Genomic DNA, 25,063 nt, shown 5'->3' with positions numbered 1-25,063 from the left:
CGTCGGAACGCAACCGTTTCGTCGTAACGCCCTATGCTGGTCCGCATGACGACGACTGCCGACGGGCCCCAGCCGCGACCGCGCCGCCGGACCCCCGCCGGGGCGGCCGTGCTCCGCGCGGATGTCACGGAGGCCATCCGGGCGGCCGTCTTCGAGGAACTCGCGTCCGTCGGTTACGCGCGGATGTCGATCGAGGGCATCGCCCGCCGGGCAGGGGTCGGCAAGACCGCGGTGTACCGCCGCTGGCGCTCCAAGCTGCACCTCGTGCTGGACGTCGTCTCGGCGATCGCCGTCCAGGGGCTGCCCGCGCCGGACACCGGCTCGTTGGAGACGGATCTCCGGCTGCTCTACGAGGTGACGTCCCGGGCGCTGCGGCACCCCGTGGCCTCGCAGATCATCCCCGACCTCCAGGCGGAGGCGGCCCGCAACCCCGAGATCGCCGACGCCCTGCAGAAGGCGCTGCGCGAGGGCCAGGAGGGGGTGGCCAGCAAGATCGTGGCCGCGGCGGAGAAGCGCGGCGAGGTGAGCGCCGGCCACGATCCGAACCTGGCCCTCGACCTCATCTCCGGACCGCTCTACTGGCGCTCGGTGGTGATCCGCAACCCCAAGCTCCCCAAGGGCTACCTGGCGTCGCTGGCCCGCTCGACGGCGGCGGCGCTGAAGGAGCTCTGAGGTTCCTGACGCCGGTCGGGGGCCGCGTCCGGGTGGGTGCGCAGCCAGCCCTCCCAGGCTGACGTGATCATGTCCTGGACGTCGTGGCGGGCCTTCCAGCCCAGTTCCGTGGCGATGCGGTCGGCGCAGGCCACCACGCGGGGAGGGTCGCCGGGGCGGCGGGGGGTGATGGTCGGGGGCCGGTGGTGGCCGGTGACCGCGGCGATACGGGTGATCATGTCGCGGACCGAGACGCCCTCGCCGCGGCCGATGTTGAGGGTGAGGTCACGGCCGGGGGAGTCGCGCAGGGCGCGGGCCACCGCGACATGGGCCTCGGCCAGGTCGACCACGTGGATGTAGTCGCGGACGCAGGTGCCGTCGGGGGTCGGGTAGTCGTCGCCGAAGATCCGCGGGGGCGCGCCCTCGGTGAGCCTCTCGAAGACCATGGGGACGAGGTTGAAGACGCCCACGTCCGCCAGCTCCGGGCTCGCCGCGCCCGCCACGTTGAAGTAGCGCAGGGACGCGGTGGCCATGCCGGTCGCCCGGCCCGTCGCCCGGACCAGCCACTCGCCGGCCAGCTTCGTCTCGCCGTAGGGGCTCATCGGCACGCAGGGCGTCTCCTCCGTGACCAGGTCCACGTCCGGCATGCCGTACACGGCTGCCGAGGAGGAGAGGACGAAGGACGGGACCCGTGCCGCCGTCACCGCTTCGAGCAGGACGCGCAGGCCCTCGACGTTCTCCCGGTAGTAGTGCAGGGGGAGTTCCACCGACTCGCCGACCTGCTTCTTCGCCGCCAGGTGGACGACTCCGGTGACCCGGTGCTCCGTCAGTACGCGGCCCAGCAGTTCGCCGTCCAGGGTCGAGCCGGTCACCAGGGGGACGTCGTCCGGGACGCGGGCCGCGATGCCGGTGGACAGGTCGTCGTACACGACCGCCCGCTCGCCCGCCTCGGTCATCGCCCGTACGACATGTGCCCCGATGTAGCCGGCGCCGCCGGTGATCAGCCAGGTCATCCGCGGCAGTCCCCTCGTCCGTTGCGCTTGTGCCGTCCGCCCCACAGTGAAGCAGGTGAGCGGGCGCCGGCCGCTCCCCTGTCACGTTTCGAACGAACGTGACCCCGATGGGTGCTCGGGCTTACGCCTCCGCCTCCGCCTCCGCCTCTGCCTTGGCCGCGGCGTCGAGCGCCGTCGTCAGCCGGTCCAGACGGGCTCCCAGCTCCTGGATCTCCTCGACGTCGAAGCCGGTCGCCGCCGCGATGCGCTGCGGTACCCGAAGCGCCCGCTCCCGCATCGCGTCCCCCTCCTCGGTCAGCCGCACCTCCACCGAGCGCTCGTCGCGCACGCTGCGCTCACGCCGGACCAGGCCGGCCGCCTCCAGCCGCTTGAGCAGGGGCGACAGCGTGCCGGAGTCGAGGCGCAGCCGCTCGCCGAGTCTCTTGACCGGCACGGTGCCGTCCTCCCAGAGCACCAGCATCACCAGGTACTGCGGATAGGTGAGCCCGAGGTCCTTCAGGACCACGCGGTACATGCCGCCGAAGGCGCGCGAGGCCGCGTTCAGCGTGAAGCAGATCTGTCGGTCGAGGCGGAGCCACTGGGCGGCGGACGTGGTGGTCATGCCTCCCAGGATAGCCTCCCGTCCGCCATTTAGTTGTGCGCAATTGAATTGTGTGCTCTACTTCTGGTGTCGGACCGGCAGGACGGATCGCCGGAACATCACCTGAGAGGGACGGTCATTCCCATGGACGCGCTGTACACCGCTGTCGCCACCTCCACCCACGGCCGCGAGGGGCGTTCCGTCTCCTCCGACGGCAAGCTCGACCTGCAGCTGGCCGTGCCGACCGAGATGGGGGGCAACGGTCAGGGCACCAACCCCGAGCAGCTCTTCGCCGCCGGGTACTCCGCCTGTTTCGCCAGCGCCCTCGGCGTGGTCGGCCGGATGGCCAAGGTCGACCTGAGCGAGGCCGCCGTCACCGCCGAGGTCGGCATCGGCAAGCAGGGCGAGGGCTTCGCGCTCGCCGTCACCCTGCGCGTCGAGCTGCCCGACGCCGTGGACGAGGCGACCGGCCGCAAGCTCGTCGAGCAGGCCCACCAGGTCTGCCCCTACTCCAACGCCACCCGCGGCAACATCCCGGTCGAGCTCGTCGTCGAGTGACCCGTCGGGGTGCGGCCACCCGGCCGGCACCCGCAGCGCGCGGAACGCCGTCCAGGCGCCTACCCCCAGCAGCCGCAGCGGCGCCCCGGTGGGCCGGTGCCCGGCCGGCAGATAGCGCCGGTAGAGCTGACCGGCCTGCCGGAAGAAGACCCGCCGCGACCTCACGGGCAGGCCGCGTGCGTCGGCGGCCACCTCCACCACCACGGCGAACAGCTGGTCGAACAGGGCCCGCGAGCGCGCCGCCGACACCCGCGCGGCACCCGCCTGGAAGAGCGCCGGCTCGATCTGGTCCAGCAGATCGAGCTGGCGCTCTCCCGCGTCGTCGCGCAGGCTCCCGCCCGCCCGCGCCAGATGCCGTACGGCCGCCGACGGTGACACCGCCGCCCGCTCCGCCAGCACCGTCACCATCGCGCCCCAGCCGAGGTCCGTGAAGTGGCCGTAGGGGAAGGCGAGCTGGTGGGCCATCAGGAATCCGCGCCGGTAGGCGGCGCTCCACACGGGCCGGTTCACCACCGTGAGCCAGGGGGCGGCGTCGGGGTGGAAGGCTCCCGGAGGGGAGGCCGGCGGGGCGACGAGCCGGGCGGCGGCCCGTTCCCCGCCCGTGCGCGCCGGCTGCCGCTCGTGCGCGAAGTGCAGCACGTCCACGGGCCCCGTCTCCCGCAGCCGGGCGTCCAGCGCCGCCAGCGCGCCCGGGAGGAGCATGTCGTCGCCGTCGAGGAACAGCAGATAGGTGCCCGACGCCTCGCGCAGCCCGGTCGTGCGGGCCGCGCCCAGACCGGCCGTGGGCGGCGAGTACGCGGGTCTCAGTCGGCCGTCCCGCGCCGCGTACCCGGCGGTGACGGCCGTGGCCCGGGCTTCCGGCTCGTCACACACCGTGATCAGCTCGAAGTCGCCGAAGGACTGGGCCAGCACCGACTCCAGTGCCCGGGCCAGCAGGGCCTCGACCCCGTGCGAGGGAACGATGATGCTGAAACGGGGCATGCGCCTCTTTCCGTTTTCGTCATCCGTGCGCGTCGGGAGGCGCGCGCCCCGGGCCGTGGACATCCCGGGCGGCCCGGCGCGGACCGGACGCGGAACGGCCGGGCCGCCCGGACGGCCGCCAGGTGGGCGGGCGCGTCGGGGTGGGCCGCGACGAGCTGCGGGGCATACGGACTCCCGGTAGGTGAAACGCGGTCAGTGGCTTTCGGTGACGGTGAAGTGACCAGAAGGTTGCTGAATGGTGGCTGCCGGGGGATTCGCCCGTGTTGAACTCGGGCAGGGCGCCACCCGGGGACGGCGGATCCGCGCGGGCGTTCTGCCCGGGAACGGCCGATGGGGTGAATTGGTTACGGTGTGTACGGCCTGCGGTGCATATCGCCGTGAACGCCCAGGGGCGGGCCGTCTCCCGGCCCGCCCCTGGACCCTTGCCACGGACGTCACTTCACCGCGCCCGCCATCACCCCGGACACGAACTGCCGCTGGAACGCGAAGAAGACGGCCAGCGGGATCACCATCGAGATGAACGCGCCGGGAGCCAGCACGTCGATGTTGTTCCCGAACTGCCGTACCTGCGTCTGGAGCGCCACCGTGATCGGCTGGCTGCCGGAGTCCGTGAAGACCAGCGCCACCAGCATGTCGTTCCACACCCACAGGAACTGGAAGATGCCCAGGCTCGCGATCGCGGGCCCGCCGAGCGGCATCACCACCCGGGCGAACAGCCGCAGTTCACCGGCGCCGTCCAGCCGGGCCGCCTCCAGCAGCTCGCGCGGGATCTCCGCGAAGAAGTTCCGCAGCAGGAACACCGCGAAGGGCAGGCCGAAGCCGACGTGGAACAGGATCACGCCCAGCATCGAGCCGAACAGGCCGACGGCGCCGAAGAGTTCGGCGATCGGGATGAGCGCCACCTGCACCGGGACGACCAGCAGGCCGACCACGCCGAGGAACCACCAGTCCCGGCCGGGGAACTCCATCCACGCGAAGGCGTATCCGGCGAGCGAGCCGATGACCACGACCAGCACGGTGGCCGGGACCGTGATCAGGGCCGTGTTCAGCAGCGAGTCGGTGATGTCACCGTTGCTCAGCAGCTTGTCGTAGCTCTCGAAGGTGAGTTGGGCCGGCTCGGTGAACACCGTCCACCAGCCGCTCTCGTTCATGTCCGCCGGGGTGCGCAGCGAGGACAGCAGCAGGCCGATGGTCGGCACCAGCCAGAACAGGCCGACGACGATCAGGAAGACCCGCATCAGACCGCCGCTGACGCCCTGGGCCAGACGCGAGCCGAGGGATGTCTTGCCCTGCACGGACTCCGTGGTCATCGCCGCACCTCCCGCCTGAGCCTGCGGATGTTGAACCACATCACCGGGATCACCAGCAGCAGCAGGAACACCGCGATGGCGCTCGCGACGCCCGGCTGGTCCTCGGAGAAGCCCTTGCGGTACAGCTCCAGCGCCAGCACGTTCGCGTCGTCCTGGGAGGAGCCCGGAGCGATGATGAACACCAGGTCGAAGACCTTCAGGACGTTGATCATCAGGGTCACGGCGACCACCGCGAGGACCGGTGCGAGCAGGGGCACGGTGACCCGCCGGAACACCTGCCACTCGTTGGCCCCGTCGACCCGTGCCGCCTCCAGCAGCTCCCGTGGCATCCCCGCCAGCCCTGCGGCGATCAGCACCATGGCGAAGCCCGCCCACATCCAGATGTACGACCCGATGACGGCCGGGGTCACCAGCGACGGCCCCAGCCAGTCGAGCCCGTTGTACGGCTCCTTGAAGTTGCCGTCGGGCAGCCTCAGCAGGGCCCCGTCGGCGGCGGCCGGGAGCGTGAAGGTGCCGTCGTCGGCCGCCGTGGCCGAGGCGACGACCTCGCCGTCCTTGACCGCCTCGATCCTCATGCCGGGATAGCCCAGCTCGGAGGCGTCCGGGGCGTTGAGGGTGCCGACCCCCTCGCCGCGGGTGAAGTCCTGCCAGGTGGTGCCGGTGACCTTGCCCGGGTCGGCCTTCGCCGCCACGGCCTTCGCGGCGCCGTCGGGCATCTGGTCGGGGGCGACGCCCACCAGGGGCAGGCTCACGGGCTCACCCAGGCGCACCGGCTCCTTGGTGAGGAAGGCGCCGCCGTCCTCGGTCAGCGGTGACTCCCGGCCCGGGTGCGCCTTCGGGAACGCCGACGACTGGGCGAACGTGTCGTGCACCCCCACCCACACCGCGTTCGCCACGCCCTTGTCCGGGTCCTGGTCGTAGACGAGCCGGAAGATGATGCCCGCGGCGAGCATCGAGATCGCCATCGGCATGAAGACGACCAGCTTGAACGCCGTGCCCCAGCGCACCCGTTCGGTCAGCACCGCGAAGATGAGCCCGAGCGCCGTCGCGACCGTCGGCGCGAACACCACCCACAGGATGTTGTTCTTCAGCGCCGTGCGGATGCCCTCGTCGGTGAACAGGGCCTGGTAGTTGTCGAATCCGGCGAAGCCGTCGCCGGACTGGTCGTAGAAGCTGCGGACGACCGAGTACCCGATCGGGTAGACCACGAGCGCGCCGAGCAGTATCAGGGCGGGCAGCAGGAACAGCGCTGCCACGGTCCTGCGGGTGCCGGTCACGCTCTTGCGACTACGGGGAGGGGTCCCGGCCTCGGTGGGCGGGACCCCTGCCGTGGGTGCCGACGCCATGGCCGGCTCAGTCTCCGTACGCCGTTGCCGCGTCGGCCTCCAGCCGTTCCTGGGTGCCCTTGACGTCCTTCGGGTTCTTCAGGAAGTCCTGCAGCGCCTTCCACTCACCCTTGCCGGGTGTGCCGCCGAAGGCCTGCGGGGCCTGGTCGGACATGTCGAAGCGGAAGTCGTCGCCGGCCGCGACCAGTGCCTTGGCCATCTCCTGCTGCACGGCGTTCGGATAGGCCTTCGGATCCACGTTCTTGTTCGGCGAGAGATAGCCGCCCAGCTTCGCCTGGATGGTCGCCGCGTCCGGCGAGGCCAGGAACGTGGCCAGGGCCTGCGCGGCCTTCGAGTCCTCCAGGATGACCGCCGCGTCACCGCCGGAGACGACCGGCGCGGTGTCGCCGACCTGGGGGAACGCGAACACCTTGGCGTCCGTGCCCACCTCGGACTCCGTCTCCGCGATGTTGACCTGCACGAAGTCGCCCTCGTAGACCATGCCGGCCTTCGGCTGGTCGCCGCCGGTGAAGGTCTGGGTGACGGAGGCCGGGAACTCGGTCTGCAGCGCGCCGCTCGCGCCGCCCGCGATGTAGTCCGCCTTGCCCCAGATCTGCGCGAGCGTCGTCAGGGCCTCGGCGACGGACGGGTCGGTCCACTTGATCTCGTGCTTGGCCAGCTGGTCGTACTTCTCCGGGCCGGCCTGCGAGAGATAGACGTTCTCGAACCAGTCCGTCAGCGTCCAGCCGTCGGCGCCGCCGACGGAGAACGGGGTGACGCCGGAGTCGTAGATGGTCTGGGCGGTGGAGAGCAACTCCTCCCAGGTCTTCGGCTCCTCGGCGCCCGCGTTCTCGAAGACCTGGGTGTTGTACCAGATCAGGGACTTGTTGGCGGCCTTGTAGTAGACGCCGTACTGCTTGCCGTCTACCTTGCCGAGGTCCTGCCAGCCCTGCGAGAAGTTCTTGCCGAGCTGCTCCTGGGCCTCGGGCCCGACCGGTTTGGCCCAGCCCTTCTCCACGGCCTGCTGGATGGCGCCGACCTGGGGCAGCATCGCGACGTCCGGTGGCGCGCCGCCGGCGATCTTGGATCCGAGGAAGTTGATGATCGGGTCCTGCGCGGGGACGAAGGTCACCTTGGCGCCGGTCCGTTTCTCGAACTCCGTGAGCACCTTCTTGAAGTTGGCCTGCTCCGGGCCGGTCCAGACGGCGGCGACCTCCAGGGTCTCGCCGTCCAGCTTGGGGAGGGTGACGGTGGTGGCGGTCTCGTCCGTACCGCCGCTTCCTTCGTTCCCGCCGTCGTCGTCGCCTCCGCAGGCGCTGAGCGAGAGTGCGAGCGCTCCCGCCAGTACGGCCGCGGCGGTGCGGGCGGTCCTGCGTGTCCGGGTGCGGCTGTCGGTGATGCTCCTGTGCATTACGGCCCCGTTCTTCGTCCTCGTCGAACGTGCGAGCGCTGTCCCGTGGCACTGGTCTACGCCGGGTCCGTGGGGTCGGCAAGAGCGCGTACCGTGTCAAGTCGGCGATCGTGACCGCGTCGTGACTGTTCCTCATGCGCGCGGGCGGTGACGGCGGGAGCGCACAGGCGCCTACAGCAGCGACGGCACCTCGCAGGCGGACACCTCCCGGGCCGCGCGCTCCAGCGCGCTCGCCAGGAGGGCCAGGTCCGTGGGTCCGTTGCCCAGTTCGCGGACCGGGCGGCGGGCGGGCGGGTCGCCCATCCGGTGCCACTCCAGCGGGACGACGGTCGGGCGCAGCGTCGCCGTGCGCGGGATGCGGCCGGTGACCCGGCCGCCCTGGAACGGCGTGATCCGTCCGTCGGGATGGGTCAGCCGGCCCCGGCCGGGCGCCGGTTCGTCGGGGCCGGGCGCGGGGGCGTCGAGGGCGACGCGCAGCGAGGCCCGTCGCACGGGCTCGGTCTCCGCCGTACGGCCCCCCGGTCCGGTGGCGGCCACCAGGTGCACGCCGAGCCGCTCACCCTCGCGGGCCACCGCCTCCAGCGCGCGCATCACGGACCCGGCCGCGGGGCGGCCGGGCGAGCCGAGGGGCGGCGAGACCAGGGCATCCAGGTCGTCCACGACGACGACGAGGCGGGGCAGCGGAGGCACGTCGTCCGTGGGGCGGGGCGCGGCGGGACGCAGCCGCAGCGTGGTGCTGGGCGGGGTGTCCAGGTCACCGGCGCCGGCGGTGGGGGCGGCGCGCTGGCTGACCATGCGGCCGGAGACCTCGCGGCCGGTGTGCCACTGCGCGAAGTGGGAGCGTCCGAGCAGCTCCGCGCGCCGCTTCAGCTCGGCAGCCAGGGACTGGGCGAACTCCCGCATGCGCACGGGGTCGTTGGCGAGGAGGTGCGTGGTGACGTGCGGGATGTCCATGCACAGATGCAGTCCGTCGCCGTGCCCGCCGGCCGCGCCCACGGTGTCCCGGCCGTCCATCAGCACCAGGCTCAGCCGGTCGGGCCGCTCGGCGGCGGCGAGCGAGGCGACCACGGCCCGCAGCAGTTCCGTGCGTCCGCTGCCGGGCGGGCCCTCGACCAGCAGGTGCGGACCCTCGACGACGAGGTCGGCGGCGACCGGGCCACGGGGGCCGGCGCCGAGGACGGCGTGCGCCCGGCCGCCGAGCGCGTCGGTGTCGTCGGCGGCGTCGGCCCAACGGGCCATGAGGGAGGCGGGAGTGGCCCGTGCCAGGCCCAACTCGTCCAGCAGGCGGGCGGCTTGCGGGAGGGGAGCGCTGACACGGGCGAGCCGGGTGCCGGTGGCGGACGCGTCCGTGCGCAGCGGGGCGAGCGCCCGGGCGAACCGCTCGGCCCAGGCGGGGGAGACGGCGTCCACGACACCGACCGTGCCGTGGCCCACCGGGGCGGGGCCGGCAGCGGAACCGGTCCCGGCGCCCGTACCGCCTCCGGTGCCCGCCCTCGCTCCGGTGCGGGCGACACGGAGCAGGCGCAGGGCTGTCGCCACGTCACCGCTGAGCAGGGCGACGGCTCCGCAGTCACGGAAGGACGGGGCCGCGGCGCAGGCGGCCTCGAAGGTCTCGGTGACCGGGGAGGCGGGGGAGGCCGAGGCGGTCTCGGCGAGGCAGATGACATGGATGCCGGCCTGCGGGCCGTCCAGGGCCAGCCGTGCCACGGCGTCGCGGAGACCGGCGCCGCCGGGATCGCCGTCGACGACGAGGACGGTACGGGGTCCCGGGAGACCGGCGGCGTCCGCCGGGCCGGCGGGTGCGTCGTCGTCGGACCGGGCCCAGGCCGGGCGGTGGGCCGGGGCGGCCGAGGCGTGGGCCGGCGGCGCGGTGCTCTCGGGGTGCGACCGGCCCGGGGAGGGGATGGCCGTGCCGGCGCCGGCCGGGCCGCCCCGGTCCGTGAGGTGGTCGTCCAGGCGGCGCAGGAGTTCGTCGGTGCGGGCCGCGGCCTGCTCGCGGTCGTGGGCCAGGAGGAGACGGCAGTCCTGGCCGTGGGCCGGGCGCAGATGCGGCAGCCAGCCGAGCCAGGACCACTCCGCGGTGCGCTCCTCCAGGGGGCGCGCACGGTCCGTGCTGATCAGGACGATTTCCAGGACGTCGGGGGAGTGCAGCGCGGCGAGCTGGGCCACCACCGCGCGCGCCAGCCCGGCGAGGCGGGGGCGCGGACCGGCCAGGCCCAGGGCGCCGACCTCGCGCAGATCGGCGGTGACCGGCACGGCGGGCAGCAGCCCCGCACCGCCCGGCGCCGCCCGGTCCGCCGTACCGAGCCGCACGGTGAGTGCCTCGGGGTGTCCCGGCTCGCGCTCCCACAGCCGGGGGCCGGGGCCGAGCGCGGTCAGCAGCAGGGCGGCCGGGTCCGGCCATGTCTCCCGGGCGTCGGCGCGGACGGGCGGCTCCCCTGCTTCCCCGGCCGGCTCGGCGTCGTGACTTCCCGGCGCGGCCGGCCCGTGTTCGGTGCCGCGCCCGCCGGCCAGCCGCCGCGCCCAGGCCGTGAGCCCACCCCTCCTGCGCACGCCCTGCGGTACGTCGGTGCCGCGCGGCGGCGTGCCCTTGCGGTGGCCTGCGGCGTCACCGGCGGGGACGTCGAGCGGGGCGGCGCCGAGCCGCCCGCCGTGCGTCCCGTCGCCGGAGGGCGCGGCGGGGCCGGGGCCCGGGTGCGGGTCCTGCGTCCCGGCGCCGCGGCTCTCGATGCGGGGGGCCTTGCCCTGCTCGGGCACGAGGGGCGAGGCCGTCGCCGGGTGCTCCATGGCGTGGGACTCGGGTCCGGGGGTGCCGGGGTGCCGGTCGTGGGCGGCTGCGGCCGCCTGCTCCCGTGCGTCCTCGTCGGCGGGCGCGGCGTCGCGGGCCGCGTCCGGCGTGCTCGCCGCCCACTCGCCCGGCGAACCGGTCCCCCGGTCCGTGCGGGCGGTGCCCGGCGCCGGGTCCGCCGCGGCGGCCGGCCTTCCCCAGTTCCCGGCGCTCCCGTAGCCGTGCCCCGTCCTTGCGGAGGGTCCGTCCGCGCGCGCCCCCGAGGCCTCGGCCGGCGACGCCGCTTCGGCCGTCCCGCCGACCCGCACGCATCCCTCGCCGTCGGGCGCCGTCCCGACCCGCCGCCCCGGCCCTCCGGCCGGCGCCAGCCGCAGCGTGGACTCGCCGATCCGCAGCAGCGCCCCCGGCGTGAACCGCACCGGGCGGGTGCTCACGCGCGTGCCGTCGAGCGTCGTGCCGTTGGTGGATTCGAGGTCGGCGACGGCGACACGGCCGTCCGCGCCCAGGGTCACCGCGCAGTGGACGCGGGAGACGTCGGGGTCGTCGAGCGGGACGTCGGCCTCGGCGGAGCGGCCGACGCGGATCTCGCCGCCGTGCAGCAGATGGACGCCGCCTGCGTCCGGCCCGGCGATGACGTCGAGGCGGGCCGGGGCGTCGTCCAGCTCCGGGTGGGGCTCCGGGGCGGCCGGGCCGCCCACCGACAGCACGGCGCCGTCGAGCAGCGGTGGTTCACCGAGGGTGCAGCGCTGCGGGTCGAGCCGCTCGGCACCGGCGTAGAGCACCACGGGTCCCGACGGGACGTCGCCGGAGACCGCCGCGGCCAGGCCCGAGGCCACCGCGGAAAGGGCGGTGCCGGCGGGTGCCGTGACCAGCACGTCGCGGCTCGCGGCCCGGCCTCGCGGCGGTGGGGGTCCGCCCTGCTCCGGCGGGGCCGGGAACTCGGGGGACTGCGGGCCCAGCGGGTCTACGACGGTCAGCCGGATCTGCATCGCCGTCAGCGGTCCCTTCTGCACGGGCGCGGAGATCCCCCACCCCACACGAGCACGTCGGCCAGTACTGCACGCATCCTCGCACCTGCCACCGACAACGCGCCCGCCGCTCCGGAACAAGTGATCTTGAATGGTCGGCTCTGCCCGTAAAAGTGCCTGCCCAGGAGGGCACCGGCGATCAGTTGAGATCAGTCACGTCCGTCTCCCGGCAACCGCCGGACACAGGCGAGCGTCTTTCCTTCGAACGTCGGCGGGAACGAGTACGCGGGAAGCACGGCCGACGACCGCCCGCCCCCGCCCACCACGGCACTACAGTGGGGCGGACCATGCAAGCAAGCAGCAGGGAGCCATGACGTGCGGCCGGTAGGGAGCAAGTACCTCCTTGAGGAGCCGCTGGGACGCGGCGCCACAGGCACCGTCTGGCGAGCCCGCCAGCGGGAGACGGCCGGGGCCGAGGCGGCCGTGCCCGGGCAGCCCGGTGAGACCGTCGCGATCAAGGTCCTCAAGGAGGAGCTCGCGAGCGACCCGGACATCGTGATGCGGTTCCTGCGCGAACGCTCCGTGCTGCTCCGGCTGACCCATCCGAACATCGTCCGGGTCCGCGACCTGGTCGTCGAGGGCGATCTGCTGGCCCTGGTCATGGACCTCGTCGACGGCCCCGACCTGCACCGCTACCTGCGCGAGAACGGGCCCTTCACGCCCGTCGCCGCCGCGCTGCTGACGGCGCAGATCGCCGACGCGCTGGCCGCGAGCCACGCCGACGGCGTGGTGCACCGCGACCTCAAGCCGGCCAACGTGCTGCTCATGCAGGGCGGCGGCCAGATGCACCCGATGCTGACCGACTTCGGCATCGCGCGCCTCGCGGACTCGCCCGGCCTGACCCGCACCCACGAGTTCGTGGGCACGCCCGCGTACGTCGCGCCCGAGTCCGCCGAAGGCCGCCCGCAGACCTCCGCCGTCGACATCTACGGCGCCGGCATCCTTCTCTACGAGCTGGTCACCGGCCGCCCGCCGTTCTCCGGCGGCTCCGCGCTCGAGGTCCTGCACCAGCACCTGAGCGCCGAGCCGCGCCGTCCCTCCACCGTGCCCGAACCGCTGTGGACGGTGATAGAGCGCTGCCTGCGCAAGAACCCCGCGCAGCGGCCGAGCGCCGAGAGCCTCGCGCGCGGCCTGCGGGTCGTGGCCGAAGGCGTCGGTGTGCACGCCAACTCCGCGCAGATCGCCGCGGCCGAGAGCGTCGCCGTGCTCCTCGCCCCCGACCCCGACCCCGCGACGGTCCCCGGGACGCCCGGCGCGTCCGACCCGACGCAGGTGCTGCCGCACGGGGCGCCCGGCTACGACCCGAACGCGGCGACCAGCGTGCTGCCGCACACCGGTGGCCCGGCCGGCGCCGCCGACCCCACCGCCGTACTGCCGAACACCGGCCCCGCCGGTGCCGACCCGACCCAGATGCTGCCGCAGGGACAGCAGCCCGAGCAGCCGCACCCCTGGCAGACCCAGCTGCGCGCCGCGCGTGACCGCAACGAGCAGACGCAGGTCCAGTACCTCGACCCGAACGAGGACCCGCTGCGCCGCCGCCCCCAGCGGCAGGTGGCCCGTCCTCAGCAGCAGCCTCAGCAGCAGCGGCCCCCGCAGCGCCAGCAGCGCCCCCCGCAGGGACCGCCGCCCGGTTACGGCTACCCGCAGCAGCAGCAGCAGCAACAGCCGCAGCAGTACGCCCCGCAGCGCCGCCAGGAGCCCCAGCGGTACGCCCCGCCGCCCACGCCCGAGCCCCAGCGGCCGGCACGTGAGCCGCGGCAGCCGCGGCAGCGCAGCGCCAACCCGATGCGGATCCCGGGCCTCGGCTGTCTGAAGGGGTGCCTGTTCACGATCGTCATCCTGTTCGTGGCCGGCTGGCTGATCTGGGAGCTGAGCCCGCTCCAGGAGTGGATCGGCACCGGAAAGGGCTACTGGGACCAGCTCACGGACTGGTTCAACACGGTCACCGGATGGATCGGGGATCTGGGCGGCTCCGGGGGTTCCGGGGGCTCCGGCACCTCCACGTCGTAGCGAGTCGATTGATTTGTCGACACCTGGCGGGTGATTTCCGCCTCCGCGGTGAAGGTTGGCTCCTCGGACGCGTAGTTTTAGCGACAACACGCGTCTGTAGGAGCAGTCTTGGCACGGAAGATCGGTAGCCGGTACACCGCCAACCAGATCCTGGGGCGGGGCAGCGCCGGCACGGTGTGGCTGGGCGAGGGACCCGAGGGGCCCGTCGCCATCAAGCTGCTGCGTGAGGATCTCGCCTCCGACGAGGAGCTCGTGGGGCGATTCGTCCAGGAGCGGACGGCCCTGCTCGGTCTGGAGCACCCGAACGTCGTCTCCGTCCGCGATCTGGTGGTGGACGGCAACGATCTCGCGCTCGTCATGGACCTGGTCCGCGGCACGGACCTGCGCACCCGGCTGGACCGGGAGCGGCGGCTGGCGCCCGAGGCGGCGGTCGCCATCGCGGCGGACGTCGCGGAGGGGCTGGCGGCGGCGCACGCGGCCGGGGTGGTGCACCGGGACGTCAAACCGGAGAACGTCCTGCTGGACATGCAGGGCCCGCTCGGACCGGGCGGCTCGCACCGCGCGCTGCTGACGGACTTCGGCGTCGCCAAGCTGATCGACTCCCCGCGCCGGACCCGCGCCACGAAGATCATCGGCACACCGGACTACCTGGCGCCGGAGATCGTGGAGGGACTCCCGCCCCGGGCCTCCGTGGACATATACGCGCTGGCGACCGTGCTCTACGAGCTGCTCGCCGGCTTCACCCCCTTCGGCGGCGGCCACCCCGGCGCCGTGCTGCGCCGGCACGTCACGGAGACGGTCGTCCCTCTGCCCGGCATCCCGGAGGAGCTGTGGCAGCTGCTGGTGCAGTGCCTGGCGAAGGCGCCCGCTTCACGGCTGCGGGCGTCCGAGCTGGCCGCCCGCCTGCGCGAGCAGCTCCCGATACTGCGCGGGATGCCGCCGCTCGACGTGGACGAGCCGGACACCGAGCCGGAGGAGCCCGCCGAGCCGGCGCCGGCCGGAGAGCCCCGGACGCCGGTACGGGAACGCCGCGGCGCGGTCCCGCTGGTCCCCGGCGCGAAGCCCGACTCCAACCGCGACACCCATACGTCGATGAGGGTGCCGGCGCCGGACGAGCTGGCCGGCGGCGCGCGAGGCACCGCCAGGGCCCCCCGTGCCGCGGGCACCCCCCGCCCCGGCTCGGCCCGCCACCGCTCCACCACCAGGCGCCGCCGTCTGGTCCTGGCGGCGGCCGCCGTCGCCGTGGCCGCGGCCGCGGGCACCGGCGCCTGGCTGGTCACGTCGGACGACGGGGCGGCGTCCCCGCAGGACACGCGGAGCACGGCCCCCGAGTCACCGTGAGCACCCCGGGCCCGCACCGCCGGGCCCGGGCAGGCGGCGACCCGGTCCGTCCCGGTCGGTCAAGGCGGCGCACCCCGCCCGCACCGGCCCGGGGCCCAGCGCGGCCGAGGTCGGTTGCCACAGCCGTTACGCTGGGAGCGTGGCAGTCGTCGATGTATCCGAAGAGCTCAAGTCCCTCTCCTCGACCATGGAGTCGATCGAGGCCGTCCTGGACCTCGACAGGATGAGGGCAGACATCGCCGTGCTCGAGGAGCAGGCGGCCGCGCCGTCCCTCTGGGACAACCCGGACGAGGCGCAGAAGATCACCAGCAAGCTCTCCCACCTCCAGGCCGAGGTCAGGAAGGCGGAGGCACTGCGCGGGCGGATCGACGATCTCGCGGTGCTGTTCGAGATGGCCGAGGAGGAGGACGACCCGGACACCCGCTCCGAGGCGGAGTCCGAGCTCGCCGCCGTCCGCAAGGCCCTCGACGAGATGGAGGTGCGGACGCTTCTCAGCGGTGAGTACGACTCCCGGGAAGCGCTCGTGAACATCCGCGCCGAGGCCGGTGGCGTCGACGCCGCCGACTTCGCCGAGCGTCTCCAGCGGATGTACCTGCGCTGGGCCGAGCAGCACGGCTACAAGACCGAGATCTACGAGACCTCCTACGCGGAGGAGGCGGGCATCAAGTCCACCACCTTCGCGGTGCAGGTGCCCTACGCCTACGGCACCCTCTCCGTCGAGCAGGGCACGCACCGCCTGGTGCGCATCTCGCCGTTCGACAACCAGGGGCGCCGCCAGACCTCCTTCGCCGGGGTCGAGGTGCTGCCCGTGGTCGAGCAGACCGACCACATCGAGATCGACGAGACCGAGCTGCGTGTGGACGTCTACCGGTCCTCCGGACCCGGCGGCCAGGGCGTGAACACCACCGACTCGGCAGTGCGCCTCACGCACCTCCCCACCGGCATCGTGGTCTCCTGCCAGAACGAGCGCTCGCAGATCCAGAACAAGGCCACCGCCATGAACGTCCTCCAGGCCAAGCTGCTGGAGCGGCGCCGCCAGGAGGAGCAGGCCAAGATGGACGCCCTCAAGGGCGACGGCGGCAACTCCTGGGGCAACCAGATGCGTTCGTACGTCCTGCACCCGTACCAGATGGTCAAGGACCTGCGCACCGAGCACGAAGTCGGCAACCCGGAGGCCGTGTTCAACGGCGAGATCGACGGCTTCCTGGAGGCCGGAATTCGCTGGCGCAAGCAGCAGGAGAAGTAAGAGAAGCGTTTTGTCGACAAGGCAACTGCCGCCCCTTCGGCGGCAGTTGCCTTTTCCATGCCTGGATGTCTGGGTTTTACATCACACTCACACGCTTCACCGCACGGCAAAGAGAACGTACCCGGACATCGCGTACGCAACGGCCTTGACGTTGCTGTGAAAAATCGGAAGGGTGAAGCGTGGCATGCGTATCTCCGGGGCGCATGTGAACCGGGGGGTTTCATCGCATCAGCTACTCCCGTCGATCACGGCCCCGAGCGCCGCCTCACCGACGATGAGCTACTGGGGGTAGCAACCAGATGACCAACAAGACGCGCGTCCGCGTCGCGCGGATCGCCGCCGGCGCCGTGATCGCGGCCGGTGCCTCGCTGACCGCCGCGGGTGCCGCTTCCGCCACCGAGGCCGAGGACTGCTTCGTCGGCATCCTGTGCGAGGAGCGCTCTCCGAGCCCGGACCCGGACCCGACCATCCCGACCGGCGAGCCGACGATCCCGACGGGCGAGCCCACCATCCCGACCGGTGAGCCCACCGTTCCGACCGGTGAGCCGACCGAGCCGACGGGTGAGCCGACCGAGCCGACCGAGGAGCCCACGGAGCCGGAGGAGCCCACCGACCCCGAGGAGCCCACCGAGGACCCCTCGGACGACGAGACCACTGCCCCCGGCAACGGTGGCGGCGACAACACCGACCCCGACGGCGGCACCTCCCCGCAGGACGAGGGTTCCTCGTCCCTGACGGACACCGGCTCGGAGATCCCGGCGGCCGACACCTCGGCCCAGGGCGGCGGCGACGAGCTCGCCGAGACGGGTGCCGCGCAGACCACGTTCCTGCTGATCGGCGCCGCGACGATGATCGCCGGCGGTGTCGGCTTCCGGGTGCTGCCGCGCCTGGTGAGCGGCCGCGGCGGAGCCGCTGCCTGACGGTCGCCGAGCGTGATCGCCGAAGGGCCCGGAGCAACCGCTCCGGGCCCTTCGGCGTATCTCCCGCTGTCCTACGCGGTCTGGTGCGCGAGCAGCGCGACCGCCGCGATCAGCATCACCAGCAGGGCGATCAGGGTCATGGGGTTGAGAGCCGCGAGGGGGTTCTGCTGCTGCAGCCGCTCGCGGTTGGCCCGGCACACGGGGCAGCGGCCCTCGTTCACGGGCGCGGCACAGTTCGCGCACACCAATCGGTCGTACGTCATGTGCTCGCCTCCTTGCACCGGTACCGGTTCGTGCTTACAACGCCCGGGGGAACGCAAACGTTCCCCCTCCACTGTGCCAGGTTCCTCCGGAAAGGGCGCGGGCGCTCTGAGAAACGTTGTGGTGGACAAAAGTGCACAAGTATTGCACAACCGCCACCTGTGCCTGCGCTTGCGCACCCGCGTCGCGTATGGTCACGCACATCTACCCCCGGCGACCCGTGGTGCATCCGTGATCCGATTCGACAACGTGTCCAAGGTCTACCCCAAGCAGACCCGCCCCGCCCTCAGGGATGTCTCCCTCGAGGTGGAAAAGGGTGAGTTCATCTTCCTTGTGGGGTCCTCAGGCTCCGGAAAGTCCACCTTCCTGCGGCTGATCCTCCGCGAGGAGCGGTGCAGCCACGGTCAGGTGCACGTCCTGGGCAAGGACCTCGCGCGCCTCTCCAACTGGAAGGTGCCGCAGATGCGGCGCCAGTTGGGGACGGTCTTCCAGGACTTCCGGCTGCTGCCGAACAAGACCGTCGGCGAGAACGTCGCGTTCGCGCAGGAGGTCATCGGCAAGTCGCGCGGCGAGATCCGCAAGTCCGTGCCGCAGGTGCTCGAACTGGTCGGGCTCGGCGGCAAGGAGGACCGGATGCCGGGCGAGCTGTCCGGCGGTGAGCAGCAGCGCGTCGCCATCGCGCGGGCCTTCGTCAACCGGCCCAAGCTGCTGATCGCCGACGAGCCCACCGGCAACCTCGACCCCCAGACCTCCGTCGGCATCATGAAGCTGCTCGACCGGATCAACCGGACGGGCACGACCGTGGTGATGGCCACGCACGACCAGAACATCGTGGACCAGATGCGCAAGCGCGTCATCGAGCTGGAGAAGGGCCGTCTCGTCCGCGACCAGGCCCGCGGCGTCTACGGCTACCAGCACTGAGACAGCAGCGAGATCCACGGAAAGGCTTGAAGCAGACGCCATGCGCGCCCAGTTCGTTCTGTCGGAGATCGGTGTAGGTCTCCGCCGCAATCTGACGATGACCTTCGCGGTCATCGTCTCGGTCGCCCTGTCCCTGGCCCTCTTCGGCGGTTCGCTGCTGATGAGCGACCAGGTGAACACCATGAAGGGCTACTGGTACGACAAGGTCAACGTCTCGATCTTCCTCTGCAACAAGAGCGACGCCGAGTCCGACCCCAACTGCGCCAAGGGCGCCGTCACCGAGGAGCAGAAGGAGCAGATCCTCACCGACCTCAAGAAGATGACGGTCGTCGACAACGTGACGGCCGAGTCGCAGGACCAGGCGTACAAGCACTACAAGGAGCAGTTCGGCGACTCCCCGCTGGCCAGCTCCCTCACGCCGGACCAGATGCAGGAGTCGTTCCGCATCAAGCTGAAGGACCCGGAGAAGTACCAGGTCATCGCGACCGCCTTCAACGGACGGGACGGCGTGCAGTCGGTGCAGGACCAGAAGGGCCTCCTCGACAACCTCTTCGAGCTGCTGAACGGCATGAACTGGGCCGCTCGCGCGGTGATGGCCCTGATGCTGGTGGTGGCGCTGATGCTGATCGTCAACACCGTGCGTGTCTCGGCGTTCAGCCGGCGGCGTGAGACCGGCATCATGCGGCTGGTCGGCGCCTCCGGCTTCTACATCCAGGCGCCGTTCATCATGGAGGCCGCGGTCGCCGGACTCATCGGCGGCACCCTGGCGTGCGGCTTCCTGGTTCTCGGGCGGTACTTCATCATCGACAACGGCCTGGCCCTGTCCGAGAAGCTGAACCTGATCAACTTCATCGGCTGGGACGCCGTCCTCACCAAGCTGCCGCTCATCCTCGCGGCGAGCCTTCTGATGCCCGCGTTGGCGGCTTTCTTCGCGTTGCGCAAGTACCTGAAGGTGTGACACATGCCAAGAGGGCCGTACGGTCAACCGACCGTACGGCCCTTCGCGTTGTCCTAGACTCACCGGCATGTCAGGTCGTGACCTGTTCTGTCAGCCCCGCCGCTTCGGCCGCGGGGCCGCCCTGACATTGGTGTTCGCCAGCGTGCTCGTCGCCGGCGCCGCGACCGGCTCGCTGCCCGGGGACGAGCACGGCACCCCCTCCGGTACGACGCCGTCCGCGCCCGTCGGCAGCCAGCAGGACGTGGCGCGCGCCGCCGCCCAGGCCATGGCCGAGGGCAAGTCCCCCATCGAGGCCGCCGAACGCGCCGTCAGCCGCAGTGGCAACCGCTGGGACGCCGTCTACTCCCGGGGCGAGTACGAGGAGTTCCAGGAGGCCCTGGACGGCGAGTACACCGGCGTCGGCCTGTCCGCCCGCCGCGAGCGGGGCGGACGTATCGAGGTGACGGAGGTGGCCACCGGCTCACCCGCCGCCGAGGCCGGGATCCGCGCCGGGGACCGGCTGCGCAGCGTCGACGGACGGAAGGTCGACGGGCGCCCGGTCACCGAGGTGGTCTCCCTGCTGCGCGGCGACGCCACCGACGCGGACGCCGGTACGACGGTCCGCCTCGGGGTGGAGCGCGGCACCCGCGCGTGGACCCAGACGCTGCGCCGGGCCCGGCTCTCCACCGACTCCGTGACCGTGCGCACGCTCGCCGACGGGGCCACCGTGATCAGGATCGCCGCCTTCACCAAGGGCTCCGGCGAGGTGGTCCGCGAGGCCGTACGGCAGGCGCCGGCCGCCTCCGGAGTCGTCCTCGACCTGCGCGCCAACAGCGGTGGCCTGGTCACCGAGGCCGTCAGCGCCGCCTCCGCCTTCCTCGACGGCGGCCTGGTCGCCACCTACGACGTCGACGGCGAGCAGCTGGCCCTGCACGCCGAGCCCGGCGGCGACTCGACCCGCCCCGTGGTCGCGCTCGTCGACGGCGGCACGATGAGCGCGGCCGAGCTGCTCACCGGCGCGCTCCAGGACCGCGGCCGCGCGGTCGTGGTGGGCTCGCGCACCTTCGGCAAGGGGTCGGTCCAGATGCCGAGCCGGCTGCCCGACGGCTCCGTCGCCGAGCTGACCGTCGGCCACTACCGCACCCCCTCGGGCCGGGGCGTCGACGGCCGCGGCATCACCCCCGACCTGGAGGCCGGCGAACGCGCGCTCCAACGGGCGCAGACCGTCCTCGCCGGACTCGGCCGGTAGCACCCGCCTCGATAATCGGCTTCCCTCGCACCCCCTTCGTAGTGCGAAAATGGGCGGCACTATGGCTAAGGAAAAAGGGCGCAAGCTGATCGCGCAGAACAAGAAGGCGCGGTACGACTACCACATCCTGGACACCTACGAGGCCGGCCTGGTCCTCACGGGCACCGAGGTGAAGTCACTGCGTCAGGGCCGGGCCTCGCTGGTCGACGGGTTCGTCCAGCTGGACGACCACGAGGCGTGGCTGCACAACGTGCACGTGCCGGAGTACAGCCAGGGCACCTGGACCAACCACAGCGCCCGGCGCAAGCGCAAGCTGCTCCTGCACCGCGAGGAGATCGACAAGCTGGAGTCCAAGACGGGAGAGACGGGTCACACCATCGTGCCGCTCGCCCTGTACTTCAAGGACGGCCGGGCCAAGGTGGAGATCGCGCTCGCCAGGGGCAAGAAGGAGTACGACAAGCGGCAGACCCTGCGGGAGAAGCAGGACCGTCGCGAGACCGACCGCGCCATGTCGGCGGTGCGGCGCCGGCAGCGGGCCTGAGCGGGGAATACCCCGGCACCCGGCCGCGTTGAACCGCGTGCGGCGGGGGAGTGGCCGCCGGGAATACGGTGGCATCGGCCGAGGGTGATCCCGTACGATGGCATCTGCACCCCACAGCGGGTGCGGCGTTTGAAAAAACAACATGGGGATGATCGGTTTCGACAGCGGCTGTCGAAGCAGGGGAAGCGTGTCGAGGAAGCGGCCATGATCTCGTAAACCACAGGCCGAAAAAAATAATCGCCAATACCAAGCGCGATTCCTTCGCCCTCGCTGCCTAAGTAGCGACTTGCGAAGTGTCAGCCCGGGGCTGTTCCCGACCCGGATCCTGGCATCAGCTAGGGGACTAAACCTTGATCCCGGTCACGGGGTGAAGAGGGAAACCAAACAGTGACTGAGCCCGTCGGAGACTTGTCCGCGTGATCTCCGGGGCCGAGAAAAGCGCAGCGGACTGCACACGGAGAAGCCCTGATTCCACACCGTTGGACGCGGGTTCGATTCCCGCCATCTCCACAATCTCCATGCGACGAGAGCCCGGTGGTCTTCGACCACCGGGCTCTCGTCGTTTTTATGGGGTCCGGCTCCATATCGAGGGGTCGTTCACGGTTCTACGGTCCCTCTCCATGACACAGACCAGAGCCGCACAGCCTCGTATCGCCGTCCTGGTGACCCTGCTGGTCGCCCTGATCGCCGCCGTCCTCACGCCGGGCCGGGCGGTGGCCGCCTCGCTCCAGGAGGTCACCGCGTTCGGGAGCAATCCCGGGGCGCTGAAGATGTACCGCTACGTGCCCGACGGGCTGCCCGCCGGCCGCCCCGTCGTCGTCGCCCTGCACGGCTGCACGCAGAACGCCTCCGGCTACGGCACCGGCAGCGGCTGGATGCAACTCGCCGACCGCTGGGGCTTCTCTGTCGTGCTGCCGCAGCAGCCGAGCGCCAACAACCTCTCGTCCTGCTTCAACTGGTTCGAGACCGGCGACATCGCGCGCGGCCAGGGCGAGGCCGCGTCCCTCGCCCAGATGGTGGACCGGCAACTCGCCGACGTCTCGGGCGACCCGGGGCGGGTGTACGTCACCGGGCTGTCCGCGGGCGGTGCCATGACGTCCGTGCTGATGGCGGCCTACCCGGAGAAGTTCGCCGCGGGCGGCGTCGTCGCCGGGCTGCCCTACGGATGCGCGCAGGCCGCCGGATCGCCCTACGTGTGCATGTACGTCGGTGCCACGCAGACCCCGAAGCAGTGGGGCGACCGGGTACGGGCCGCGCGGCCCGGGTACACCGGGCCCTGGCCGGTGCTCACCGTGCTGCACGGCACCGCCGACTACACGGTCCGGCCCGTCAACATGACCGACCTGGTCGAGCAGTGGACGGACGTGCACGGCGCCGACCAGGCGGCCGACGTGTCCGACTCCGTCGCCGGGTACCCCCACCAGGTCTTCCGGGACGCGGGCGGCCGCGCGGTCGTCGAGACGTACGGGCTCACCGGGATGGGGCACGGGCAGCCCGTCGACCCCGGCAGCGGCGGTGCCCAGTGCGGGACGGCGGGGGCGTACATGCTCGACGTGAACCTGTGCGCCGCCTACCGGCTGGGGCTCGCCTGGGGACTGGGCTGAGACATCCCGCGCGCCCGTCCTGAGCCGCGAGCCGCGCGGGACAGGAGGGTGATGACGAGGGCGAGGGCGGCGGGGGGCCCCCCGCGGACGGAAAACCGGGGGCCCCCCCCCCCCCCCCCCCCCCCCCCCCCCCCCCGGCGCCCCCCCCCCCCCCCCCCCCCCCCCCCCCCCCCCCCCCCCCCCCGCTCCACCGTCCAGCCGCCGAGCGCGCTGCCGCCCGCGACACCCCCGAGGAGCGCGGTCACGGCGAGGGTCATGCCCTCGTTGAGGCGGTCGGCGGGGGTGCGCTGTTGGACGAGGGCCATACCGGTGACCATCGTCGGGGCGGTCGCCATCCCGGCGACGAGCAGCGCGGGGGCGAGGACGAGGAGGGAGGAGGTGACCGTGGCAGCCAGCAGGGGGAGGGTCAGCAGGGCCGCCATCGCCGCCGTGCACCAGGACAGACGGCGGTCGGCCGCGGCCCGCAGCCGCAGCGTGCCGAAGAGCAGTCCGGCCGCGCCCGAGCCCGCCGCCTGGAGGCCGAGCAGGACGCCCCCCGCCGTGCGCCGGCCCTGTTCGTCCGCGAACGCGAGCGTCACCACCTCCGTCGCGCCGAACACCGCGCCCGTGGCCAGGAAGGCCGCGAGCAGCGCGGGCATCCCGGGCGAGCGCAGCGGCGATGGGGCCTTGGTGCGCGGTGCCACCGGCGGCTCCGTGGCGCGCTGGGCGGTGAACAGGAGCATGCCGGCGACCAGCAGGACCCCCGCGGTCAGCGTGCCCGCCTCGGGGAAGAACGTCCCGCAGAGGAAGGCCGCGAGCACCGGGCCCAGCATGAAGCACAGCTCGTCGGCGGCCTGTTCGAAGGAGTTGGCGGTGTGCAGGGCCTCCGGGTCGCCCCGCAGGAGGTGCGCCCACCGGGCACGGGACATGCCGCCGATGTTGGGCGTGGTGGCGGTGGCGGCGTAGGCGGCGAAGAGGGTCCAGTTAGGCGCGTCGTGGTGCAGGCACAGCAGCAGGGCCAGGCTGCCCAGGGCCGCCGTGAGGGTGGCGGGGACGGCGACGCGGGCCTGGCCGTGGCGGTCGACGAGGCGGGCGACCCACGGGCCGACCAGCGCGGTGGCGGTGAGGCCGGTCGCGGTGACGGCGCCGGCGAGGGCGTACGAGCCGCGGGACGAGGCGATCATCACGACCGCGCTCACGGTGAGCATCCCCATCGGCAGCCGGGCGACGAGGTTGCCCAGCGTGAAGGCGCGGGTGCCGGGGTGGGCGAACAGGCGGCGGTAGGGGCCCGGTTCGCGGGCCGGCGTCGGTTGCGGCATGGGGCAACCGTCGCCCACGGACGATCAAGGCGTCCAACACCTTCTCCGCCCCGATTCACGCGCTCCTGTTGTAAGTTCCCGCCATGTCCGCACCCACCCACCTCGACCCCCGCCTCCTGCGCGCCTTCGTCACGGTCGCCGAGGAACTGCACTTCACCCGCGCCGCGGCCCGGCTGTACGTCGCCCAGCAGGCGCTGAGCCGCGATGTGCGGCGGCTGGAGCGGGAGCTCGGCGCCGAGCTGTTCGTCCGGACGACCCGGCAGGTGACGCTGACGGCGGACGGGGAACGGCTGGTGCCCCACGCCCGCCGGGTGCTCGCGGCGCAGGAGGCGCTGCTCACGGCCTTCGGGCAGGCCCGACCCCTGCTCGTCGACCTGAACTCGCCCGGTCTCGGCACCCCGCGCCGGGTGCTGCACCGGGCCCGCGAACTCGCGCCGGAGCACGAGCTGCTGGCCCGCTACGAGAGCGGGCTGACCGGAGCCGCGGGGGAGCTGCTCGCGGGGCGGATCGACGTGTCGTTCGGACGGTTCGCGGGACTGGACCCGGCGCTGCGCCGGCAGTTGGAGCACCGGATCGTCCGGTACGAGCCGATGGCGGTGGTGCTGCCGCAGGACCACCGGCTGGCGGCGCTGTCCCGGGTCCCGCTGGCGGCGCTGGCGGGGGAGAGCGTGTACGCCGGGGCCGGCAATCCGCGGACGCCCGAGTGGACGGACCTGGCACGGCGGCTGTTCGAGGGGCGGGGGATCGAGGTCGCGGCGCCGCTGCCGCCGGCGGTGGGGGACGAGGAGTTCCAGCGGGTGATGGCGAGGACGCGGTGCCCGGTGCTCGCCGTGGTGGACTTCCCGGCCATGCCGGGGTCGGTGCGACGGCCCCTGGTGGATCCCGTGCCCTTGTCGCCGGTGTCCCTGGTGTGGCGCAAGGGGCTGGCGCATCCGGCGCTGGAGGCGCTGTGGCGGGCGGCGGACGAGGCGGGCCGGGAGGAGGGGTGGCTGCGGGTGCCGGAGGGTGCGTGGCTGCCGGCGGTGGACCGGCCCACCGGCGCGGACTGAGGCGCCGGCCGCTCGAAGGGCTCGCGCCGCTGTGGCAGACT

20 protein-coding genes, 1 other RNA gene and 1 pseudogene are annotated in these 25,063 nt (G+C 72.7%); 13 read left to right on the top strand and 9 right to left on the bottom strand.

Annotation, left to right across the window (positions count from 1 at the left end; translation table 11 throughout):
* Positions 1-45 precede the first annotated feature (45 nt).
* Positions 46-672 (top strand): TetR/AcrR family transcriptional regulator, encoded by a 627-nt coding sequence (locus ACIP2X_RS34580; RefSeq protein WP_401681163.1) that lies wholly within the window; start codon positions 46-48, stop codon positions 670-672.
* Here the strand turns inward: ACIP2X_RS34580 and galE are convergent.
* Entirely contained in the window at positions 621-1,664 is a 1,044-nt protein-coding gene (galE, locus tag ACIP2X_RS34575; protein ID WP_401681160.1) for a UDP-glucose 4-epimerase GalE, read from the bottom strand. The two genes, ACIP2X_RS34580 and galE, sit on opposite strands and share 52 nt — an antisense overlap.
* Positions 1,665-1,785: 121 nt before the next feature.
* Entirely contained in the window at positions 1,786-2,265 is a 480-nt protein-coding gene (locus ACIP2X_RS34570) for a MarR family winged helix-turn-helix transcriptional regulator (RefSeq protein WP_401681157.1), read from the bottom strand.
* A 123-nt stretch (positions 2,266-2,388) separates the two neighbouring features.
* Between ACIP2X_RS34570 and ACIP2X_RS34565 the strand changes: the two genes are divergently transcribed.
* The gene (locus tag ACIP2X_RS34565; protein ID WP_401681254.1) at positions 2,389-2,802 is read left to right on the top strand and encodes an organic hydroperoxide resistance protein; all 414 of its coding nucleotides are present in this window, start codon (positions 2,389-2,391) and stop codon (positions 2,800-2,802) included.
* A 612-nt stretch (positions 2,803-3,414) separates the two neighbouring features.
* Here ACIP2X_RS34565 and ACIP2X_RS34560 read toward each other — a convergent pair.
* From ACIP2X_RS34560 to ACIP2X_RS34540, 5 genes and pseudogenes are all read right to left on the bottom strand, one after another.
* Positions 3,415-3,783: pseudogene (locus tag ACIP2X_RS34560) on the bottom strand (glycosyltransferase family 2 protein); the annotation flags it as partial.
* 434 nt (positions 3,784-4,217) lie between these two features.
* Positions 4,218-5,093 carry a carbohydrate ABC transporter permease gene (locus tag ACIP2X_RS34555; protein WP_401681155.1) on the bottom strand — a complete coding sequence of 292 codons (876 nt, stop codon included), beginning with the start codon at positions 5,091-5,093 and terminating at the stop codon, positions 4,218-4,220.
* Entirely contained in the window at positions 5,090-6,370 is a 1,281-nt protein-coding gene (locus ACIP2X_RS34550; RefSeq protein ID WP_401681152.1) for a carbohydrate ABC transporter permease, read from the bottom strand. The genes ACIP2X_RS34555 and ACIP2X_RS34550 overlap by 4 nt, the downstream gene beginning before the upstream one ends.
* Positions 6,371-6,446: 76 nt before the next feature.
* Positions 6,447-7,829, bottom strand: a complete 1,383-nt coding sequence (locus ACIP2X_RS34545; protein ID WP_401681149.1) for an ABC transporter substrate-binding protein — start codon at positions 7,827-7,829, stop codon at positions 6,447-6,449.
* A gap of 171 nt (positions 7,830-8,000) precedes the next feature.
* Positions 8,001-11,606 carry an FHA domain-containing protein gene (locus ACIP2X_RS34540; RefSeq protein WP_401681251.1) on the bottom strand — a complete coding sequence of 1,202 codons (3,606 nt, stop codon included), beginning with the start codon at positions 11,604-11,606 and terminating at the stop codon, positions 8,001-8,003.
* Positions 11,607-11,960: 354 nt separating this feature from the next.
* Between ACIP2X_RS34540 and ACIP2X_RS34535 the strand changes: the two genes are divergently transcribed.
* From ACIP2X_RS34535 to ACIP2X_RS34520, 4 genes are all read left to right on the top strand, one after another.
* Positions 11,961-13,655 carry a serine/threonine-protein kinase gene (locus ACIP2X_RS34535; protein ID WP_401681146.1) on the top strand — a complete coding sequence of 565 codons (1,695 nt, stop codon included), beginning with the start codon at positions 11,961-11,963 and terminating at the stop codon, positions 13,653-13,655.
* Between the two features lie 108 nt (positions 13,656-13,763).
* The gene (locus ACIP2X_RS34530; RefSeq protein ID WP_401681143.1) at positions 13,764-14,996 is read left to right on the top strand and encodes a serine/threonine-protein kinase; all 1,233 of its coding nucleotides are present in this window, start codon (positions 13,764-13,766) and stop codon (positions 14,994-14,996) included.
* A 139-nt stretch (positions 14,997-15,135) separates the two neighbouring features.
* On the top strand, positions 15,136-16,242 hold the full coding sequence (gene prfB / locus ACIP2X_RS34525) for a peptide chain release factor 2 (RefSeq protein ID WP_401681140.1): 1,107 nt from the start codon (positions 15,136-15,138) through the stop codon (positions 16,240-16,242).
* Positions 16,243-16,541: 299 nt separating this feature from the next.
* Positions 16,542-17,162 (top strand): LPXTG cell wall anchor domain-containing protein, encoded by a 621-nt coding sequence (locus tag ACIP2X_RS34520; RefSeq protein ID WP_401681137.1) that lies wholly within the window; start codon positions 16,542-16,544, stop codon positions 17,160-17,162.
* Between the two features lie 71 nt (positions 17,163-17,233).
* Here the strand turns inward: ACIP2X_RS34520 and ACIP2X_RS34515 are convergent, their stop codons facing one another.
* Positions 17,234-17,425 carry a hypothetical protein gene (locus tag ACIP2X_RS34515; RefSeq protein ID WP_401681134.1) on the bottom strand — a complete coding sequence of 64 codons (192 nt, stop codon included), beginning with the start codon at positions 17,423-17,425 and terminating at the stop codon, positions 17,234-17,236.
* 229 nt (positions 17,426-17,654) lie between these two features.
* Between ACIP2X_RS34515 and ftsE the strand changes: the two genes are divergently transcribed.
* The 6 genes from ftsE to ACIP2X_RS34485 all read left to right on the top strand — a co-directional run bounded on the left by ftsE (position 17,655) and on the right by ACIP2X_RS34485 (position 22,675).
* Positions 17,655-18,344 carry a cell division ATP-binding protein FtsE gene (ftsE, locus tag ACIP2X_RS34510; protein ID WP_365454009.1) on the top strand — a complete coding sequence of 230 codons (690 nt, stop codon included), beginning with the start codon at positions 17,655-17,657 and terminating at the stop codon, positions 18,342-18,344.
* A gap of 40 nt (positions 18,345-18,384) precedes the next feature.
* Entirely contained in the window at positions 18,385-19,302 is a 918-nt protein-coding gene (gene ftsX / locus ACIP2X_RS34505; protein WP_401681131.1) for a permease-like cell division protein FtsX, read from the top strand.
* Between the two features lie 67 nt (positions 19,303-19,369).
* Complete coding sequence (locus ACIP2X_RS34500) at positions 19,370-20,530, top strand: S41 family peptidase (protein ID WP_401681128.1); 1,161 nt, start codon at positions 19,370-19,372, stop codon at positions 20,528-20,530.
* Between the two features lie 61 nt (positions 20,531-20,591).
* Positions 20,592-21,071 carry an SsrA-binding protein SmpB gene (gene smpB / locus ACIP2X_RS34495; RefSeq protein WP_401681125.1) on the top strand — a complete coding sequence of 160 codons (480 nt, stop codon included), beginning with the start codon at positions 20,592-20,594 and terminating at the stop codon, positions 21,069-21,071.
* A gap of 144 nt (positions 21,072-21,215) precedes the next feature.
* Positions 21,216-21,584: a transfer-messenger RNA gene (ssrA, locus tag ACIP2X_RS34490) on the top strand.
* A gap of 107 nt (positions 21,585-21,691) precedes the next feature.
* On the top strand, positions 21,692-22,675 hold the full coding sequence (locus ACIP2X_RS34485) for a PHB depolymerase family esterase (protein ID WP_401681122.1): 984 nt from the start codon (positions 21,692-21,694) through the stop codon (positions 22,673-22,675).
* On the opposite strand, the gene ACIP2X_RS34480 is transcribed toward ACIP2X_RS34485, so the two are convergent.
* Entirely contained in the window at positions 22,642-23,973 is a 1,332-nt protein-coding gene (locus ACIP2X_RS34480) for an MFS transporter (RefSeq protein ID WP_401681120.1), read from the bottom strand. The genes ACIP2X_RS34485 and ACIP2X_RS34480 overlap by 34 nt on opposite strands.
* A gap of 83 nt (positions 23,974-24,056) precedes the next feature.
* Here ACIP2X_RS34480 and ACIP2X_RS34475 point away from each other — a divergent pair, with 83 nt between their 5' ends.
* Entirely contained in the window at positions 24,057-25,022 is a 966-nt protein-coding gene (locus tag ACIP2X_RS34475; protein ID WP_401681118.1) for a LysR family transcriptional regulator, read from the top strand.
* Positions 25,023-25,063 lie beyond the last annotated feature (41 nt).

The sequence above is a fragment of the Streptomyces sp. NPDC089424 genome, assembly GCF_044749345.1.
In the GTDB taxonomy this organism is placed as follows: Bacteria; Actinomycetota; Actinomycetes; order Streptomycetales; family Streptomycetaceae; genus Streptomyces.
This window is presented reverse-complemented; position numbering and strand designations above follow the sequence as displayed.

Bases quoted from the DNA above. Each gene is read 5' to 3' on its own strand.
- ACIP2X_RS34580 (WP_401681163.1), top strand. From the start codon at position 46: ATGACGACGACTGCCGACGGGCCCCAGCCGCGACCGCGCCGCCGGACC.
- galE (WP_401681160.1), bottom strand. From the start codon at position 1,664: ATGACCTGGCTGATCACCGGCGGCGCCGGCTACATCGGGGCACATGTC.
- ACIP2X_RS34570 (WP_401681157.1), bottom strand. From the start codon at position 2,265: ATGACCACCACGTCCGCCGCCCAGTGGCTCCGCCTCGACCGACAGATC.
- ACIP2X_RS34565 (WP_401681254.1), top strand. From the start codon at position 2,389: ATGGACGCGCTGTACACCGCTGTCGCCACCTCCACCCACGGCCGCGAG.
- ACIP2X_RS34555 (WP_401681155.1), bottom strand. From the start codon at position 5,093: ATGACCACGGAGTCCGTGCAGGGCAAGACATCCCTCGGCTCGCGTCTG.
- ACIP2X_RS34545 (WP_401681149.1), bottom strand. From the start codon at position 7,829: ATGCACAGGAGCATCACCGACAGCCGCACCCGGACACGCAGGACCGCC.
- ACIP2X_RS34540 (WP_401681251.1), bottom strand. From the start codon at position 11,606: ATGCAGATCCGGCTGACCGTCGTAGACCCGCTGGGCCCGCAGTCCCCC.
- ACIP2X_RS34520 (WP_401681137.1), top strand. From the start codon at position 16,542: ATGACCAACAAGACGCGCGTCCGCGTCGCGCGGATCGCCGCCGGCGCC.
- ACIP2X_RS34515 (WP_401681134.1), bottom strand. From the start codon at position 17,425: ATGACGTACGACCGATTGGTGTGCGCGAACTGTGCCGCGCCCGTGAAC.
- ftsX (WP_401681131.1), top strand. From the start codon at position 18,385: ATGCGCGCCCAGTTCGTTCTGTCGGAGATCGGTGTAGGTCTCCGCCGC.
- ACIP2X_RS34500 (WP_401681128.1), top strand. From the start codon at position 19,370: ATGTCAGGTCGTGACCTGTTCTGTCAGCCCCGCCGCTTCGGCCGCGGG.
- smpB (WP_401681125.1), top strand. From the start codon at position 20,592: ATGGCTAAGGAAAAAGGGCGCAAGCTGATCGCGCAGAACAAGAAGGCG.
- ACIP2X_RS34485 (WP_401681122.1), top strand. From the start codon at position 21,692: ATGACACAGACCAGAGCCGCACAGCCTCGTATCGCCGTCCTGGTGACC.
- ACIP2X_RS34480 (WP_401681120.1), bottom strand. From the start codon at position 23,973: ATGCCGCAACCGACGCCGGCCCGCGAACCGGGCCCCTACCGCCGCCTG.
- ACIP2X_RS34475 (WP_401681118.1), top strand. From the start codon at position 24,057: ATGTCCGCACCCACCCACCTCGACCCCCGCCTCCTGCGCGCCTTCGTC.